Raw genomic sequence first — 16,893 nt, forward strand, 5'->3', positions numbered from 1 at the left:
TGTCCTACGCGGCGGCGGGCAGCGCGACGAAGCATGCGGCGGCCGCAATGACCTTGGTGAATTTCATGGTTTCCTCCTCATTGTTTTCTCCCGTGACGCCACGAGACGCGGCGCACCCTCCGCCTGCAACTCTGGGCGAAGGACCGGGATCGACACAATTCAGGAGCAATTATATTCACTAATGATATAATCAAGCCGAGGCCTCCAGGGCCTCCAGCTGATCGTCGAGAACCTGCAGGAATCCATCCCGCAGCGGATCGCGCGTCCCCCTCGCCCAGGCCGCGGCGAGGATGAGTTTCGCCTGCGATGTCGCGTCCGTCTCCGCCAGCGGAATGAAGCGCACGCCCTCGACCTGCAGGCGGGACGTCCAGCGCGGCACGATGGCCAGGCCGGCGCCCGCCGCCACCAGGTTGACGATGGTCTGCTTCTCCTCCGCGATCTGGGCGACGCGCGCCGTCAGCCCGGCGCCGAGGAACAGCGACATGGTCAGGTCGTGGGAATGCGGCCGGGACCGGCGGTCCGGCACGATCAGGGGTTCTTCGGCGAGATCGGCGATCCCGATCGCGTCGCCGCCGGCCAGCGGATGCGCCCGGGGCAGGGCCACGACGGCGGTTTCGTAGAACAGGGTGTGGAACACCAGCCGCGGGTCCCGAATGTCCGGCGGCCGGCAAAGGGCGATGTCGAGGCTGCCGCTCAGCAGTTTCGGAAGCAGGTGGATGGTCTTCTGCTCCACGATCTGGATTTCCAGGTCCGGGTGGGCCTCGTGCAGGGGGTTCAGGACCTGCGGGATCAGCCCGGCCGCGGCGCTGTCGATGGCGCCCACCCGCAGCACATGCGCCCCGGCGCTGCGCACGGCGCGGGCCTTCTCCTCGAACGCCTCGGCCTGGGCGACGAGCGCGCGCGCATCCGCCAGCACCCGGTTTCCCGCTTCGGTCAGCGACACCGCCCGCGTGGTGCGCTGGAACAACGTCACGCCCAGGTGATCCTCCAGCTGCTTGACCTGCCGCCCCAGCGTCGCGGGCAGGATGTCGAGCGACCGCGCCGCGCGGCCGAAATGCAGCGTCTCGGCGGCGGCGAGAAAACATTGCAGCTGCGTGATGTTCACGTCGGGCGGCCCGTTCTCTGTTTTATTTCACAAGTGTATATAAACGACGCTGAATTGAGAAGCCCGGATGCCGGCCTGTAGGATCGCCTCCGAACGCAACCTGCGTTCACGAGGAGGAGACAGCATGATGATCCTGAAGGACGGCGATGCCGCGGCCACCCCTTCCGCCGGTGCGCAAGCGAAAAGCGATGCGGTGAGGACCTACAGGATCGCCTCCATCCCGGCCGACGGCATCGGCCCCGAGGTGATCGCGGCGGGGCTGCAGGCGCTTGAGGCGCTGGCCCGGCGCGACGGTGGCTTCGCCTTCGACGTCACCGCCTTCGACTGGGGCTCGGACCGCTACAAGCGGACCGGCGCCCTCATGCCGGAGGACGGGCGCGACCAGATCAAGGATTTCGACGCCATTTTCTTCGGCGCGGTGGGCGCGCCCGACGTGCCCGACCACGTGACGCTCTGGGGCCTGCGCCTGCCGATCTGCCAGGGCTTCGACCAGTATGCCAACGTGCGCCCGACCAAGATCCTGCCGGGCATCACCTCTCCGCTGGCGGGGGTCGGCCCGGGGGATCTCGACTGGGTCATCGTGCGCGAGAACTCCGAAGGCGAATATTCCGGCAATGGCGGCCGCACCCACCAGGGCATGCCCGAAGAGGTCGGCACCGAGGTTTCGATCTTCACCCGCACCGGCGTCACGCGGATCATGCGCTATGCCTTCGAGCTGGCCCGGTCGCGGCCGCGCAAGCTGCTGACCGTGGTCACGAAATCCAACGCCCAGCGGTTCGGCATGGTGATGTGGGACGAGATCGCCGCCGAGGTGTCCAGGGACTACCCGGACGTGACCTGGGACAAGATGCTGGTCGATGCCATGACCGTGCGCATGGTCAAGAATCCGAAAAGCCTCGACACCATCGTCGCGACCAACCTGCATGCCGACATCCTGTCGGACCTCGCCGGCGCGCTGGCGGGCAGCCTGGGCGTGGCGCCCACCGGCAACATCGACCCCGAGCGGCGGTATCCCTCGATGTTCGAGCCGATCCACGGCTCGGCCTTCGACATCACCGGCAAGGGCATCGCCAATCCGGTGGCCACCTTCTGGACCGCCAGCCAGATGCTCGACCACCTGGGCGAGACCGAGGCCGCGACCCGGCTGATGCGCGCGGTGGAGAAGGTCTGCGCCGACGGCATCCTGACGCCCGACGTGGGCGGCGAGGCCACCACGCAGGAGGTCACCGACGCGGTCTGCGAAGCGATCCGCGCCGAGAATATCTGAGCCTTCGCGATGACGGACGACGACGCCCGCGACCTGCTGCAACGGATGCTGGAGGCCGCCATCGGCGCGGCGGATCCCGCGCGGGCGCTCGCCCGTCACCTTCCCGAAAAGCCTCGGGGGCGGTGCATCGTGGTCGGCGGCGGCAAGGCGGCCGCGTCCATGGCGAGGGCGGTGGAGCAAGCCTGGCCCGACGTCGATCTGTCCGGCGTGGTCGTGACGCGCTACGGGCACGCGACGCCCACGGACCGGATCACGGTGCGCGAGGCGTCGCACCCGGTCCCCGACGCCGCGGCGCAGGAAGCGACGGCGGAGATCATGGCCGCGGCGCCCGAGGCCGGGGCCGACGATCTGGTGCTCGCGCTGGTTTCCGGCGGCGGCTCCTCGCTGCTCACCCTGCCGAGGCCGCCTCTCGCCCTGGACGATCTGATCGCCGTGAATCGGCTGCTTTTGTCATCCGGCCTGTCGATCTCCGAGATGAACAAGGTGCGCCGCCGCCTTTCGCAGGTGAAGGGCGGCGGTCTGGCGCGCGCCGCCGGACAGGCGCGGCTGGTCACGCTGGCGATTTCCGATGTGCCGGGCGACGATCCCGGCGCGATCGCCTCGGGGCCGACCGTGCCGGATCCGACGGCACGGGAAGACCTGTCGCATCTTGCCGCGAAGCTCGGCGGGGGGCTGCCGGAGGCGGTCGACGCGATGCTGCGCGCGCCGTCGCCGGACGCTGCGGATTTCGCGCCCGACTACCGTCTCATCGCCACGCCCCAGGGCTCGCTTGCAGCGGCGGCGGAGGTGGCTCGGGCCGCCGGCGTGACGCCCGTGCTTCTCGGCGATGCGCTGGAGGGGGAGGCGCGCGAGGTCGGCATCGCGATGGCCGGCATCGCCAGGGCCGTGGCGCGCCACGGGACGCCCGCCCCCCCGCCCGCCGTGCTGATTTCCGGCGGCGAGACCACGGTGACCGTGGGCGACGAGGCCCCCGGGCGAGGGGGGCGCAACACCGAGTTCCTGCTGTCCCTTGCGCTCGCGCTCGATGGCCATGCCGGCATCTCCGCGGCTGCGGTCGACACCGACGGGATCGACGGGACCGAAATCGCCGCAGGCGCGATCGCGGGCCCCGACCTTGTGAGGGACGCGGCCCGCCTTGGCATCGATGCGCGCCGCATGCTTGAGGCGCATGACAGCTTCACGGTTTTCGAACGGCTCGGCGGTCTGGTCACGACGGGGCCCACTCTGACCAATGTGAACGACTTCCGGGCGATCCTCATCCAAGGCTGAACGCGCCGGCGGGGACGCGGGCGCGCCGATCTCTCCCGCCGGCTCGCGGTCGAACCGGGCGCCGTCATCCGGCGCCTGGCGCTCCGGCGTCGCGCTCAGCCCTGGGCGGCGATGCGGGCCACCTCGGCCTTCACCACCTTGCCGCCGGAGTTCTTCGGCAGGCTCTCCATCACGAACCAGCGCGAGGGGACCTTGTAGCTCGCCAGTTCGGCGCGGCAGCGGGCCTTCAGGTCATCGACCCCGTCGCCGTCGCGCAGGACCAGCGCGGCGCAGACTTCCTCGCCCAGTTCGGCATGCGGCAGGGGGAAGACGCAGGCCTCGGCGACCTCCTCCATGCCCTGCAGGGTCTGCTCGATCTCCTGCGGGTAGATGTTCACGCCGCCGCGGTTGATCATGTCCTTCGCCCGGCCCCGCAGGGTCAGATACCCGTCCGCGTCCAGCGCGCCGAGATCGCCGGGATAGAACCAGCCGTCGCGGAACGCGGTCGCCGACGCCTCCGGGTCCCGGAAGAAGCTGTCGGCCACGCCGGGGCCGCGATAGCGCACCATGCCGGTTTCGCCCGCGGGCAGGGGCCTGTGGTCCGGGCCCACGATCTCGACCTCGACCCGGAAGGACGGCCGCCCGACGCTCTCGGGCCGGATCTCCTGATCCTGGGGGGGGAGGACCGAGACGCCGCCCCCCTCGGTCGAGGCGTAGTATTCGTAGTAGTTGGGCGTGATCTTCGCGCGCACCTGCTCGCGCTCATGCCGGTGCAGGGGCGAGCCGGACGAGATCAGCAGACGCAGGCCGCGGAACGACGCCTGCACCTCTTCGGGCAGGTCGAGCAGCCGCCGCAGCAGGGTGGGCACGAGGAACACGCCGTTGGCGCGGGTGCGCGCGATCTCGGCGGCCAGCGCCTCGGGCGAATAAGGAGGCGGGCAGAGCACGAGGGTCGAGCCCAGCACGATCTGCGACAGCGAAAAGGTGCGCCCGCCGCCGAAATAGAGCGGCGTGGCGGTCATGAACCGGTCGTAGGCGTTGAAGGTCAGCGACACGGTCTGCGACATGAACCGCGCGAACATCCGCTCATGCGTCACCATCGGACCGGTCGGCCGCCCGGTGGTCCCGGAGGACAGCGACACCAGCAGCGGAAGGTCCGGACCACTAGCCAGGGGCGCGTCGTCCTGCGCCGCCATCACCGCCGCATCCCAGGCCGGGTCGACGCGCATGACCGTCTCGCGGTCCACCGGGGCGATCGGTGAGTCGGACAGTACCAGCCGCGGCTTGAAGAACGCGACGAGGCGCGTGCGCTCGACCTCGCTCCAGCGCGCGTCCATCGGCAGGGACATGGCGCCGATCCGCGCCAGCGCGAAGAGCACGAACAGCGTGCGGGGCGAATCCTCGAGCGAGACGCCGACCAGGTCGCCGGCGCGCACGCCGGTGTCGACGAGATGCCGGGCATGACGGCGGACTTCGCGCGCAAAATCCTCGTAAGTCCATTCCCGATCATGGAAAACCAGAGCCGTGTGACCGGCGCGCGTGCGGGCGTGCACGTCGAGAATCCCCGCGAGATTGCCCGAATCCATTCCCCGCGCCGGCGTCCCGCGCCCTGTCGTGGCCGGGGAGCCAGGGGTGGCCGAACCTGCGCCTGCGTCGTTCATGTAGCTCCTCCGGAGCGGGGGCGAGACCGGAGCCGCGCCGCCGCCTGTATCAAAGATGGGCCTAAACTTGACTTATCATTGACACAGCTTGCCAGGTTCAGCAACAACGTCTGGACAAAGAGCTTCGCAAGGGGCCGGGAGTATTGGACGAGAGGCGCGCGCAGCCGGCGTGGAGCCCATGAACAGCGACAGGGACGAGCGATGAAAACGACCTTTCGAATGATGGCGGCCGCGGCCGCGCTGGCGACCGCGGGCGCCGCCCCCGCCTTTGCGCAGGACACTTTCGTGCGCATCGGCTCGGGCCTCGCGGGCACCTATCCCGTGGTCGGCGCCAAGATCGCCGACCTGATCAACGCCAATATCGAGGGCGTCCACGCGACCACCGTCGCCGGCGGCACCGAGGCGAATTTCGCCCTGATGGCGCAGGGCGAGGTCGACATGATGCTGACCTACTCGTTCCTCTCGCCCATCGTGCAGCGCGGCGAAGGCTCGCTGGGCGTGCCCACCCCGCAGGCCCGCCACCTGATGACGCTCTACGGCGCGCTGTTCCAGCCGGCGGCGACCACGGGCTCGGGGCTCACCTCGCTCGATCAACTCGACGACGGCGAATACCGGGTCTGGGGCGCCAACAAGACCTCGATCTTCTATCCGATGATCGTGGCCGCGCTGGAGGCCAACGGGACCTCGTTCGAGGCGATCGAGGCGGCCGGCGGCGTGATCGAGGAGATCGGCTACGGCGACGAGGCCGGCGCCATGCAGGACGGCCGGCTCGACGTGGGCTTCTTCTCCGGGCCCGCGCCCTATTCGCTGCTGATGCAGGTCGAGAACGAGCCCGGGATCACGCTGCTGGGCTTCTCGCCCGAGGCGGCCGCGAAATACGCCGACCTTCTGCCCGGCGCGTCCTCCGGCGTGGTGCCGGCGGGCACCTACGAGGGGCAGGCCGAGGATGTGACCGTCCCCTACGTCTCCAACGAGCTGGTGGTCAGCGCCGATCTCGACGAGGCGCTGGTCTACAAGATCACCCAGGTGCTGGTGGAGCATCATGCGGAGTTCCACGACCTGTTCGCCGGCGCGGACGAGATCAGCCCCGAGATCATGCTGAAGAACAAGGCGATCGAGGTGCATCCCGGCGCCGCGAAATACTACGCGGAAGCCGGCATCTCCGAGTGACGCCGCGGGGGCGCGCGGCGGTCTCGCCGCGCGCCCCCCGTCGCCCCCGCCTGGCGGCGGAGCGGTCCGCCCGCGCCGCCGCTCCCGGCCCGGCCTTCGTCCGGGGCGCGGCCTCGCCGCCCTCGATCCCTTCGCCTGACGGCGGCGCCCGTCGCCGCCCCGGCCTCGCCGCGCCGCCGCGCGATCGCTTCGGAGCTCCAGCCCTTCCATGACCGCGACCCCGCGATCCGCGTTCCAGGCGCTTTCCGGCGAGGCGTCCGCGCCCCTGCGGATCACCGCCTTCCTGATCGGCGTGCTGGCCACGCTTTTCGCCATGATCCACCTCTATGCCGGGATCTACGGCGCGCCGCCGGCGATGCTGTTCCGCATGGTGCATCTGTGCCTGGCGCTGGCGCTGGTGTTCCTCGCCTTTCCGCTGCGCCGCGGCTGGGCGGATCCGTGGAACGCCTGGACCATCCTCGACGCGGTTTTCCTCGCCGCGTCGCTCTGGCTGATCTGGTACTACGTCACGACCATCGACGGCTGGGCCCTGCGCCAGGTGATCATGTCGGACGCGGACCTGTTCGCGGCCTTCGCCACGCTGTTCCTGGTGGCGGAGGCGGTGCGGCGCACGCTGGGGCCGATCATCCTGATCGTGGCGGGGTTCTTCGTGTGCCACGCGCTGTTCGCCGACCATTTTCCGGGCCTGTTCTACGGCCCGCCCGCACGGCCGCTGACGCTGCTGCGCGCGCTGGTGGTGGGCGACGGCGGGATCTTCGGCGCGCCGATCGCGGTGATGGCGCAATATGTCGTGCTGTTCATCCTGTTCGGCCAGCTTCTGGCGGTGGTGGGCGTGGGCGACTTCTTCCTGCGGCTCGCCTTCTCGCTGTTCGGGCATCGCACCGGGGGGCCGGCCAAGGCCTCGGTGATCTCGTCGGGGCTGATGGGGATGCTTTCGGGTTCGGCCATCGGCAACGTGCTGACCACGGGCGCCTTCACCATCCCGCTGATGCGCCGGCTGGGTTACCGTCCCGCCTTCGCGGCGGGGACCGAGGCCGCGGCCTCCACCGGGGGCATGATCATGCCCCCGGTGATGGGCGCCATCGCCTTCATCATGGCCGAGTTCCTGGGCATGGAATATGTCGAGATCGTCATCGCCGCGATCATCCCTGCGGCGCTCTATTTCCTGGTGATCTTCCTCGCCGTGCATTTCGAGGCGAAGCGCACCGGCCTGGGCGCGCTGCCCCGGGACCGGCTGCCGGTGTTCCGCACGGTGATGCGGCGCGAGGGCTATCTGCTGTTCCCCATGGCGCTGATCGTGGGCGGGCTGACGGCGGGGTTCTCCATCGTGCTGGTCGCGGTGATCGCTCTGGCGGGGACCTTCGTGATGGGCTTCGCGCGCCGCGCCACCTGGCCGACCCCGATCCGGCTGATGGAGGCGATGGAGGGCGCGGCCCGCGCCACCGCCTCGCTGTCGGCGACGGCCGCGGCGGCGGGCGTGATCATCGGCGCGATCTTCGCCACCGGGCTCAGCTACCAGGTCACGCAGGGCGCGATCTCGGTCGCGGGCGACCATCTGTGGCTGCTGCTGCTGATGAGCGGGCTGATGGCCATCGTGCTGGGCATGGGGATGACCTCCTCGGCGGTCTACATCACCATGGTCGCGACCGTGATCCCGATCCTGCGGGCGGCGGGGGTGCCGGACATCGCGGCGCATATGTTCGCGCTCTATTTCGGCGTCGTCTCCAACATCACGCCGCCCATCGCGCTGGCGGCCTTCGCCGCGGCGCCGATCGCGGGGGCGAATCCGCTGGCCGCATCGGTCGAGGCCGCCAAGCTCGGCGTCGCGGCCTTCGTGATCCCGGTGATGTTCGTCTACCAGCCGGCGCTGCTGATGATCGGCGATCCGCTGACCATCATCTGGTCGACGGCGACCGCGGCCATCGGCCTGTCGGCGCTGGCGGCGGCCTTCGTGGGCTATCTGTTCGCGCCGCTGTCGACGCCGGCGCGCATGGCCATGACGGCCGGCGCCTTCCTGATGATCGCGCCGGAACGCGCGACCGACCTCGGCGGGCTCGCCGTGGTCGGGGCGGCGGTGCTGCTCGACCACCGCTTCGCCGCCCGCCGCGCCGCGCGACGGGCCGTGCGACGGGCCGCCCCCGTCGCCCAAGCGCCGGCCGGCGGCGCATCCGGGCCCGCGCCCGCGCCGACCGGGCTTCTCGCCCGTCTCGCCGCCAGCCGCCTGCGCCGCGCCGCGGCCGAGGACGGGGGCGAGCCCGGCGCCGGCCCCGCCGGGCTCGACGCGCTGGCCCGGGTCGCCGACGCCCCTGGCGGCGTGGCCGAACATCCGGGCCGCTCGCTCTGGCTCGGCTGGGGGGTGCTGGCGCTCTTCGCCACGGCGGTGGAGCTTCTGGGCCGCGCCCATCTCCAGTCCCGCGACCCCGTTCTCTGGCTGGTGGCGATGGCCGTGCTCTCGGCCCTGCTGGTGGCGATGTCGGCCCTGGTCCTCGGCCTCGCCCGTCGCCGCGCCGCGCCCATGGGAGCGTCCGCCGCATGATCGATTTCCAGCCCGACGACGAACAGCTCGCCATTCTGGAGACGGTCGACCGCTTCATGGCCCGCCGCCTTCCGCCCGAAGAGCAACGCCGCCGCGACGAGGGCCATGCGCCCCCCTACGACCTCCTGCCCGAGATGGGCGCGCTCGGCCTGCTCGGCCTGCCGTTCCCGGCCGCGTTCGGCGGGCTGGAGGCCGACTGGCGCACCGTCGCCCTGGTGCAGGAGCGGATGGGCCTGCGCGGGCGCATGGCCGCCTCGATCTTCAACCGGGTGATCGGCTTCGGCGGCATGTCGCTGATGACCTATGGCAGTCCCGCCCAGCGCGAGGCGTTCCTGCCGGGCCTGATCGCGGGAGAGCTGCTGTTCGCCCTCGCCCTGACCGAGGCCGACGCCGGCTCCGACGCGGCGGGGGTGAAGCTGAAGGCCGCGCGCACCGCGTCGGGCTGGCGGCTGAACGGGCGAAAGACCTGGATCTCGGACGCGCAGGGCGCCAGCCACCTGGTCACCATCGCGCGCACCGATCCCGAGGCGTCCCGCCATGCCGGCATCTCGGCCCTGCTGGTCCCCACCGACGCGCCGGGCCTGTCGATGACCCCGATCCCCAAGCTGGGCAACAACTGCATGCCGAGTTTCGAGGTCTTCTACGACAATGTGGACGTCGGCGAGGACGCGCTGATGGGGGCGGAGGGGCAGGGCTTCGCCGCCATGTCCCAGACGCTGAAATACGGGCGCGGGGGGCTCGCCGCCTCCTGCGTCGGCGCGGCGCAGCGGGCGGTGGACCTGGCGCTGGCCCATGCGAAGGAACGGGTGCAGTTCGGCCGGCCCATCGGCGCCTTCCAGGCCGTGCAGCACCGGCTGGCGGACATGCAGATGCGCGTCGACCAGGCGCGCCTCGCGTGCTGGCATCTGGCCTGGCTGATCGCCACGGGGCGGGATTCGACGCGTGAGGCGTCGCAGGCCAAGGTCATCGCCTCCGAGGCGCTGCAATACGCGACCCATCACGGAATGCAGATCCTCGCCTCGGCCGGCTACGCGGCCGAAAGCGAGATGGGCCGGCTGTGGCGCGACGCGCGGCTGTTCTCCTTCGGCGAGGGCGCCAACGAGATCCAGCGCAGCCTGATCGCGCGGAGCATGGGGCTGTGAGCGATCCGGCCCCGCCCCCGTCTCCGGCTTCGCCCCCGTTCCCGGCCCCGCCCCCGTTCCCGGCCCCGCCCCCGGCCCCGGCCCCGCCCCCGGCCCCGGCCCCGCCCCCGGCCCCGGCCCTCGCGCGCCGCATCGGCGCCTTCGCCGCCGGCCTGGCCTGGGCGGATCTGACCCCCGCCCGCCGGACCAGGGCGGCCCTGTGCTATGTCGACTTCCTGTCCCTCGCCGCCGCCGGCGCGACCCTGCCGGAGGCCGCCCCCGCCGCCAGCCTCGCCGAGGACGGCCCGGTCCGCGTCCCCGGCCTGGACCGGGGGCTGTCGGCCTCCGGCGCTATGGTGGCGCTGGGCTATCTGGGCGCGCTGCTGCAACTGCATGACGGCTTCGGGCGCGGCGGCAACCACCCCTCGTCCGCCATCGTGCCGGCGGCGCATGTCGCGGGCCGCGGCAAGCCGATGCGGGAGATCCTGACCGCCCTGGCGCTGGGCTACGAGGTCGCCAACCGGCTTTCGGCCGCGACCCATCCCGAGCAGAGCCTGCGCGGCGCCGCCCCCACCGCCACCATGGGCGCCATCGGCGCGGCGGCGGCCTGCGGGCGGCTGATGGGCCTCGACGCCGAGGCGCTTGGGCGCGCCGTCGCCATCGCCGCGGTGACCGCTCCGGTCGCGGCCTATGAGGCGCTGCGGCTGCATGGCTCGGCGGTTCCCTTCCATGGCGGGCTGGCGGCCCGGGCGGGATACGAGGCGGCCCGCCTCGCGGCCCATGGCCTCGACGGCGGGTCGACGGTGCTGGAAGGGCGGCCCGGCGCCGACGGCCTGCTGACCCTGCTCGCGGGGCGCGCCGCGCCGACGCCGGACCCGGCCGGCTGGGCGGGAGAGACGCTCGACCTGGTGTTCTTCAAGCCCGTCCCCGGCTGCCGTCATGTCCAGCCGGCGGTCGAGGCCGCGCTGGATCTGCGCGCCGGGCTGCCCGACGACCCCGACCGGATCGCGGCGGTGGAGATCGAGACCTACCCCCTCGCGCTCGCCTTCGCCGCCGCCCCCGATGCGCGCGACGAGCTCTACGACCGGTTGATGAGCGTGCCGTGGTGCGTCGCCTCGACCCTTCTGCGCGGCCCGCTTTCGCCCGGGCTGCTGGCCCGCCCGACGGACGCGGCGCTGCACGCGTTGACCGCCCGCACTGCCATGCGCGCGGCCGAGCCCTTCGTCGCGGACTATCCCGACGCGCTGGGCGCGCGGGTGACGGTCCGGCTCGTCGACGGCGCGCGGCTGAGCGCCGAGCGGCGGCTCGCCTACGGTTCCGCCGCCGACCCGACCCTGCTGACCCCTCCCGGCGGCCATCTCACGCCGCTGGACCGCGCCGGGCTGCTCGCCCGGGCGGAACGCTTCCTGGTCCCCGTCTGGGGGGCCGGACCCACCCGAAGCCTGATCGACGACGCGCTCGCGCCCTGCGGCGCCGCCGTCGCGGGCGCCTGATCAAGGACGAGACCCATGCCCACCGGAGCCATCGACGCCGTCGTCAACCTTTGGACCGAAGAGGTCATGTCCCACCGTCCCGAATGGCGCGACGGCTTCTTCGTCGAGAAGATGAAGGTGGACCAGGCCACCTCCAGGGGCATCGAGATCGACGAGATGCTGCGCCGCATGGACGCCGCCGGGATCGAGCGCGGTTTCCTCGTCGCCCCCAAGGTCGGCCGGCTTGGCCATCGCTCGACCTGGCATCTGCCCTATGAAGTGGTGCTGCGCGCGGTGAAGGCCCATCCCGACCGCTTCTTCGGGCTCGCGGGGCTGGACCCGACCGAGGGCATGAAGGGCGTGTGGGAATTCCAGCGCGCGGTCGAGGATTACGGCTTCATCGGCGCTCACGGCTACCCGCACTGGTTCGAGATCGCGCCCGACGCCGCGCGCTGGTATCCGTTCTACGCCAAATGCATCGAGCTCGACGTCCCCGTGCAGCTCCAGATCGGGCAGTCGATGGTCTACGCCTCCGACTATCCCTGCCGCTCGGTCGGCCGGCCGATCACGCTCGACGGCGTCGCCTGCGACCTGCCGGAGCTGAAGCTGGTCGGCATCCATGTGGGCATCCCGTGGACCGAGGAGATGATCGCGATGGCCTGGAAGCACAAGAACGTCTTCATCGGCTGCGACGCCCATCGTCCGCCCTATTGGCCCGAGAGTTTCGTGCGCTACATCAACAGCTTCGGGCAGGACAAGGTGATCTTCGGAACCGACTTCCCGGTGCTGGACTTCGAGCGGACCACCGCGGATATCGAGGCGCTCGGGCTCAAGGAGGTCGCGAAGAGGAAGCTGTTCCGCGACAATGTCATCAAGCTCTACAAGCTTGAGGAGCGCGGCGTGAAGCTCTCCGACGGCTGAGACGGTCCGACGGCGAAGGCGGCCGCCCGTCCGCGGGAAGGCGCGCGCCGGACGCGATCCGGGGCCGCCGCCGCCTTCCGGACCCGCGCGGCGCGATCTTCGCCTCGCGCGGTCCCGGTTTCAGGTCGCCGCGAGGCTCGGCGCCTCCGCGCCGGTTCCGGCGCGCGCCTCCGCGAAACGCCAGAAGGTTTCGGCCAGAAGGCGCGGGGCGCGCTGGCGCCGGATCATCACCAGGTCGCTCGCCAGGCGGCGGCCCTCGATGACGACGGGCCTCAGCGACGGCGCCACGACCGGACGGGCCATGTCGAACCAGCCGATGTCCACCGCCGCGACGCCGCTGCGCAGCGCGAGCCGCATGAGCGAGATCGCGTCGGCCTCGCCGCTGCGCACCAGATCGGCCCCCAGCTCCGTCAGCCAGCGGCTGATCGCGGAGGCCAGCGGCCCGCCATGCGCCCGCCCCACCACCGCGATCGGCATGCCCTTGAGCGCGGTCTCCCGCGCCCGGCCGGACGCGGCAAGGGGATGGCCGGGCGGCGCCAGCAGCCCCACCGGGCGCGTCGCCAGGACCTGCGTCTCGAACTCGGCGCCGAGCGTCATGTTGATCGGCGAAAGCTCCTCCTGCGCGGAGGGTTCGAGCGTCAGCGCCAGGTCCGCCTGGTCGTCGCGCACCGCCCGGTAAAGGCGGGAGGGCGCGAGTGCGAGCACATCGGTCCGCGCCTGCGGACGGAAGGCGGCGAAGGCCTCGGTCAGGGCCACATGCTCGGCGATCATCGGGGCCATGTTCGGGACGGCCAGGCGCAGGTCGTTGGACCGGATCTCCCGCGCGCGCTGCAGGGCCCAGTCATGCTCCAGCACCACCCGCTTGGCGTTGACCAGCAGGGCCTGCCCCTCGCGCGTCATGCTCACCCGGCGCGACGTGCGGTCGAACAGGCGGAAGCCCAGGCGGCGCTCCATCTCCTTGATCATCGCCGACAGGGCGGGCTGCGAGATGTTCAGCTCCGACGCGGCGCGGGTGAAGGAGCCGTGCTCCGCCACCTTGACGAAGGCCCTGAACGGCGTTGCGTCAAGGTCCATCCGGGGCGCTCCCTTGCAAGTCGATCCATAACCAAAGCCGAATGATAGGGTCAGAATCCGATATTTGAAAGCGCCCCGCCCCTGCGCGATGTTCCCTGCGAAAAACACGCCGTCCCGGTCGCGGTCGACCCCACGGGCAAGCGGCGGCATCAGGGAGGGAGCCCCCCATGTGGTCATTCGAAACCGACCCCGAATTCCAGCGCGAGCTCGACTGGATCAGCGCCTTCATCCGCGAGCATGTCGAGCCGCTGGACCACATCCTGCCCAGCCAGTGGAACATCGAGCACGAGGGCTTCAAGCGCCGGGTGCGTCCGCTTCAGGCGCAGGTCAAGGAGCGGGGCCTGTGGGCCTGTCACCTCGGCCCGCATCTGGGCGGCAAGGGCTACGGGCAGCTCAAGCTCGCGCTGATGAACGAGCAGCTCGGCCGCTCCCGCTTCGGGCCGATCGTCTTCGGGACCCAGGCGCCGGACACCGGCAACTCCGAGATCCTCGCCCATTACGGCACCGATGAGCAGAAGGAGAAATGGCTCAAGCCGCTGCTCAACAACGAGATCGTGTCCTGCTACGCGATGACCGAGCCGCAGGGCGGCGCCGACCCGCTGATGATCGAGACGCGGGCCGAGCAGGACGGCGACGGCTGGGTGATCAACGGGGAGAAGTGGTTCTCCTCCAACGCCAAGTTCGCGGCCTTCTACATCATCATGGTGAAGACCGAGCCCGACGCGAACGACCCCTATCGCCGCCAGTCGATGTTCATCGTCGACGCCAAGACCCCGGGCATCGAGTTCATCCGCGAATACGGCTATCACGGCCAGGCGGAGAAAGAGCACGCGCATGTCCGCTGGAACAACGTGCGGGTGCCGGCCGAGGGCCTGCTGGGCGGGCGCGGCGACGGCTTCGCGGTGGCCCAGACGCGGCTGGGCGGCGGGCGGCTGCACCACGCGATGCGGGCGCTGGCCGAGGCCACCAAGTGCCTCGACATGACCTGCGAGCGGGTGGTGTCGCGCCAGACCAAGGGCGACGTGCTGTGGAAGCAGCAGATGGTGCAGGAGCGGATCGCCGACGCCTGGATCCAGCTGCGCCAGTTCCGGCTGATGGTGCTGGAGACCGCCTGGCTCGCCGATCAGGGTCATGACTGGAAGGCGCTGCGCCAGAACGTGTCGGCGGTGAAGGTGGTGATGACCAAGGTGCTGCACGACGTGTCGTCGATGGCGATCCATCTGCACGGCGCGCTGGGGCTGACCACCGAGGCGCCGTTCACCGATCACCTGATGAACAGCTTCATGATCGGCCTCGCCGACGGCCCGACCGAGGTCCACAAATCCGTCGTCGCGCGGCAATTGCTGAAGGATTACACGCCCAACCCCGAGATGTTCCCCGACTACCTGCGCTGGAAGGTGCTGGAGAAGGCGGGGGCGAACGCCGGGCCGGAGGCCGCCGGATGATCGCGGACACCGATTTCAGCGGCAAGACCGTCCTGGTCGTCGGCGGCAGCGCCGGCATCGGCAACGCGGCCGCGCAGGCCTTCCGCGCGCGGGGCGCGGAGGTGCATGTCTGGGCCCGCAAACCCTCCGCCGAGGACTATGCCGACGCGCCCGGCTCCGACATGACCGGGCTGCATTACCACCAGGTCGACGTCTCCGACTTCGACGCGGTGGAGGCCTGGGCGCCGCCCTTCGATCGGCTGGACGTGCTGGTCTGCTGCCAGGGCCACGTGCTCTACCGCCGCGCGGAGTTCCAGGTGAAGGGCTTCCAGGAGGTGCTGGACGTCAACCTGACCTCCAACATGGCGATCATCGGCAGGTTCCAGCCGATGCTGGAGACGGCGAAGGGCTCGGTCATCGTGGTCAGCTCCACCGCCGCCTTCCACGCCACGGTGGGGAACCCGGCCTACACCGCCTCCAAGGCCGGGGCGGTGGCGCTGGTGCGCACGCTGGCGCAGGGAATGGCGGCAAGCGGGGTGCGGGTGAACGGGCTGGCGCCGGGCTTCGTGCCGACCCGCATGACCCGGGTCACCACCGACCGCGAGGACCGCGCGGAGACCATGCGCGCCCGCATCCCCATGGGGCGCTTCGGGCAGCCCGAGGAGATGGCCGGCGTCTGCCTGTTCCTCGCCTCGCCGCTGGCGAGCTACGTCACCGGCCAGACCATCATCTGCGACGGAGGACTGGTTCTTTGACCCACGCCGTCGCGCAGGTCGGGAAGGTGTCGGGCGGGGAGGTCGCGGGCGTCGACCTCGCCCGCCTCGCCGGGTGGATGGACCTGCAGGGGCTGGGCGAAGGGCGGATCGAGGACGCCCGACCGCTGGCGGGCGGCACCCAGAACGTGCTGATCCGCTTCCGGCGGTCGGGACGCGACTACGTCCTGCGCCGCCCGCCCCCGGTCCCGCGCGAAAACTCCAACCGGACCATGGAGCGGGAGGCCCGCGTGCTCGCCGCCCTCGCCGAGGCGCCGGTTCCGCATCCGCGCCTGATCGCCGCCTGCGCGGACCCCGCGCCGCTGGGCGTCGCCTTCTACCTGATGGAGCCGGTCGAGGGCTTCAACGCCGTCGCGGGCCTCCCGGCCCTGCATCGCGGCGACCCCGCCATCCGCCGCCGCATGGGCTTCGCGCTGGTGGAGGGCGCGGCGGCGCTGCATGCGGTCGATCCGGTGGCGGCGGGCCTGTCGGATTTCGGCCGGCCCGAGGGCTATCTCGAACGTCAGGCGGACCGCTGGCTGGCCCAGCTCGACGACTACGCCCGCCATGCGGCCTGGCCGGGCCGGGCGGGGCTGCCGGGGGTGGACCGGGTCGCCGACTGGCTGCGCGCCAACCTGCCGCCGGCCTCGGCCCCCGGCATCCTGCATGGCGACTATCAATTCGCGAACGTGATGTATCGCCCGGACTCGGGCGAGCTCGCCGCCATCGTGGACTGGGAACTGGCGACGCTGGGCGATCCCCTGGTGGACCTCGGCTGGATCGTGGCCTGCTATCCCGGCTCCGGCGGGCCCGAGCTGCCGGTCCTCAAGGTCGAGCCGTGGGACGGCTTTCCCACCGCCGACGAACTGGTCGCGCGCTATGGCGAGATCTCGCCGCGCCCGCTCGATCATATCCGCTGGTATGTCGCGCTCGCCTGTTTCCGGCTGGCCATCATCCTCGAAGGAACCTATGCCCGCGCCTGCGAAGGGCGCGCCCCGAAGGCGACCGGCGATCTGCTTCACGCGACCGCCGTGGCGCTGCTGGGCCGCGCGCTGCATCGCATCGGCGGCTGAGGCCGCCCCAACCGACCGCGTGGCGGCCCCATGGCGCGCCGCGTGACCACACCCCCGCGAAGGGGGACA

At 71.3% G+C, this 16,893-nt stretch carries 13 protein-coding genes; 10 read left to right on the plus strand and 3 right to left on the minus strand.

Translation table 11 applies throughout. The features are described from left to right. Positions 1-190: 190 nt before the first annotated feature. The gene (locus BLV24_RS00185; RefSeq protein WP_092679141.1) at positions 191-1,105 is read right to left on the minus strand and encodes a LysR family transcriptional regulator; all 915 of its coding nucleotides are present in this window, start codon (positions 1,103-1,105) and stop codon (positions 191-193) included. 193 nt (positions 1,106-1,298) lie between these two features. Between BLV24_RS00185 and BLV24_RS00190 the strand changes: the two genes are divergently transcribed. Together BLV24_RS00190 and BLV24_RS00195 are read left to right on the plus strand one after the other, a co-directional pair. Next, positions 1,299-2,372: a tartrate dehydrogenase gene (locus BLV24_RS00190; RefSeq protein WP_092680185.1), complete on the plus strand. Its 1,074-nt coding sequence runs from the start codon at positions 1,299-1,301 to the stop codon at positions 2,370-2,372. Positions 2,373-2,381: 9 nt separating this feature from the next. Then, the gene (locus BLV24_RS00195; RefSeq protein WP_092679142.1) at positions 2,382-3,641 is read left to right on the plus strand and encodes a glycerate kinase type-2 family protein; all 1,260 of its coding nucleotides are present in this window, start codon (positions 2,382-2,384) and stop codon (positions 3,639-3,641) included. A gap of 95 nt (positions 3,642-3,736) precedes the next feature. Here the strand turns inward: BLV24_RS00195 and BLV24_RS00200 are convergent, their stop codons facing one another. Continuing rightward, complete coding sequence (locus tag BLV24_RS00200; RefSeq protein ID WP_176954570.1) at positions 3,737-5,206, minus strand: class I adenylate-forming enzyme family protein; 1,470 nt, start codon at positions 5,204-5,206, stop codon at positions 3,737-3,739. A 276-nt stretch (positions 5,207-5,482) separates the two neighbouring features. On the opposite strand from BLV24_RS00200, the gene BLV24_RS00205 reads away from it, so the two are divergent. From BLV24_RS00205 to BLV24_RS00225, 5 genes are all read left to right on the plus strand, one after another. Continuing rightward, complete coding sequence (locus tag BLV24_RS00205; RefSeq protein ID WP_281242859.1) at positions 5,483-6,451, plus strand: TAXI family TRAP transporter solute-binding subunit; 969 nt, start codon at positions 5,483-5,485, stop codon at positions 6,449-6,451. Between the two features lie 208 nt (positions 6,452-6,659). Continuing rightward, positions 6,660-8,987: a TRAP transporter permease gene (locus BLV24_RS00210; RefSeq protein WP_092679144.1), complete on the plus strand. Its 2,328-nt coding sequence runs from the start codon at positions 6,660-6,662 to the stop codon at positions 8,985-8,987. Next, on the plus strand, positions 8,984-10,129 hold the full coding sequence (locus BLV24_RS00215; protein ID WP_092679145.1) for an acyl-CoA dehydrogenase family protein: 1,146 nt from the start codon (positions 8,984-8,986) through the stop codon (positions 10,127-10,129). Before BLV24_RS00210 ends, BLV24_RS00215 begins: the two co-directional genes overlap by 4 nt. Next, entirely contained in the window at positions 10,126-11,601 is a 1,476-nt protein-coding gene (locus BLV24_RS00220; protein ID WP_176954572.1) for an MmgE/PrpD family protein, read from the plus strand. Before BLV24_RS00215 ends, BLV24_RS00220 begins: the two co-directional genes overlap by 4 nt. A gap of 15 nt (positions 11,602-11,616) precedes the next feature. Further along, on the plus strand, positions 11,617-12,501 hold the full coding sequence (locus tag BLV24_RS00225) for an amidohydrolase family protein (protein WP_092679146.1): 885 nt from the start codon (positions 11,617-11,619) through the stop codon (positions 12,499-12,501). Positions 12,502-12,621: 120 nt separating this feature from the next. On the opposite strand, the gene BLV24_RS00230 is transcribed toward BLV24_RS00225, so the two are convergent. After that, positions 12,622-13,575 (minus strand): LysR family transcriptional regulator, encoded by a 954-nt coding sequence (locus BLV24_RS00230; RefSeq protein ID WP_176954573.1) that lies wholly within the window; start codon positions 13,573-13,575, stop codon positions 12,622-12,624. A 167-nt stretch (positions 13,576-13,742) separates the two neighbouring features. Between BLV24_RS00230 and BLV24_RS00235 the strand changes: the two genes are divergently transcribed. Genes BLV24_RS00235 through BLV24_RS00245 form a run of 3 tightly spaced genes read left to right on the plus strand, consistent with a single transcriptional unit; the run spans position 13,743 to position 16,824 of the window. Beyond that, positions 13,743-15,020, plus strand: coding sequence for an acyl-CoA dehydrogenase family protein (locus BLV24_RS00235; protein WP_092679148.1), 1,278 nt, complete (start codon positions 13,743-13,745; stop codon positions 15,018-15,020). Further along, positions 15,017-15,754 (plus strand): SDR family NAD(P)-dependent oxidoreductase, encoded by a 738-nt coding sequence (locus BLV24_RS00240; RefSeq protein ID WP_092679149.1) that lies wholly within the window; start codon positions 15,017-15,019, stop codon positions 15,752-15,754. The genes BLV24_RS00235 and BLV24_RS00240 overlap by 4 nt, the downstream gene beginning before the upstream one ends. Further along, on the plus strand, positions 15,751-16,824 hold the full coding sequence (locus BLV24_RS00245; protein WP_245710312.1) for a phosphotransferase family protein: 1,074 nt from the start codon (positions 15,751-15,753) through the stop codon (positions 16,822-16,824). Before BLV24_RS00240 ends, BLV24_RS00245 begins: the two co-directional genes overlap by 4 nt. Positions 16,825-16,893 lie beyond the last annotated feature (69 nt).

The sequence above is a fragment of the Albimonas donghaensis genome (assembly GCF_900106695.1).
GTDB lineage: Bacteria > Pseudomonadota > Alphaproteobacteria > Rhodobacterales > Rhodobacteraceae > Albimonas > Albimonas donghaensis.

Excerpts from the sequence above, each read along its gene's own strand:
- BLV24_RS00240 (WP_092679149.1), top strand. The coding sequence starts at position 15,017 with ATGATCGCGGACACCGATTTCAGCGGCAAGACCGTCCTGGTCGTCGGC.
- BLV24_RS00215 (WP_092679145.1), top strand. The coding sequence starts at position 8,984 with ATGATCGATTTCCAGCCCGACGACGAACAGCTCGCCATTCTGGAGACG.
- BLV24_RS00230 (WP_176954573.1), bottom strand. The coding sequence starts at position 13,575 with ATGGACCTTGACGCAACGCCGTTCAGGGCCTTCGTCAAGGTGGCGGAG.
- BLV24_RS00225 (WP_092679146.1), top strand. The coding sequence starts at position 11,617 with ATGCCCACCGGAGCCATCGACGCCGTCGTCAACCTTTGGACCGAAGAG.
- BLV24_RS00195 (WP_092679142.1), top strand. The coding sequence starts at position 2,382 with ATGACGGACGACGACGCCCGCGACCTGCTGCAACGGATGCTGGAGGCC.
- BLV24_RS00210 (WP_092679144.1), top strand. The coding sequence starts at position 6,660 with ATGACCGCGACCCCGCGATCCGCGTTCCAGGCGCTTTCCGGCGAGGCG.
- BLV24_RS00235 (WP_092679148.1), top strand. The coding sequence starts at position 13,743 with ATGTGGTCATTCGAAACCGACCCCGAATTCCAGCGCGAGCTCGACTGG.
- BLV24_RS00200 (WP_176954570.1), bottom strand. The coding sequence starts at position 5,206 with ATGGATTCGGGCAATCTCGCGGGGATTCTCGACGTGCACGCCCGCACG.
- BLV24_RS00205 (WP_281242859.1), top strand. The coding sequence starts at position 5,483 with ATGAAAACGACCTTTCGAATGATGGCGGCCGCGGCCGCGCTGGCGACC.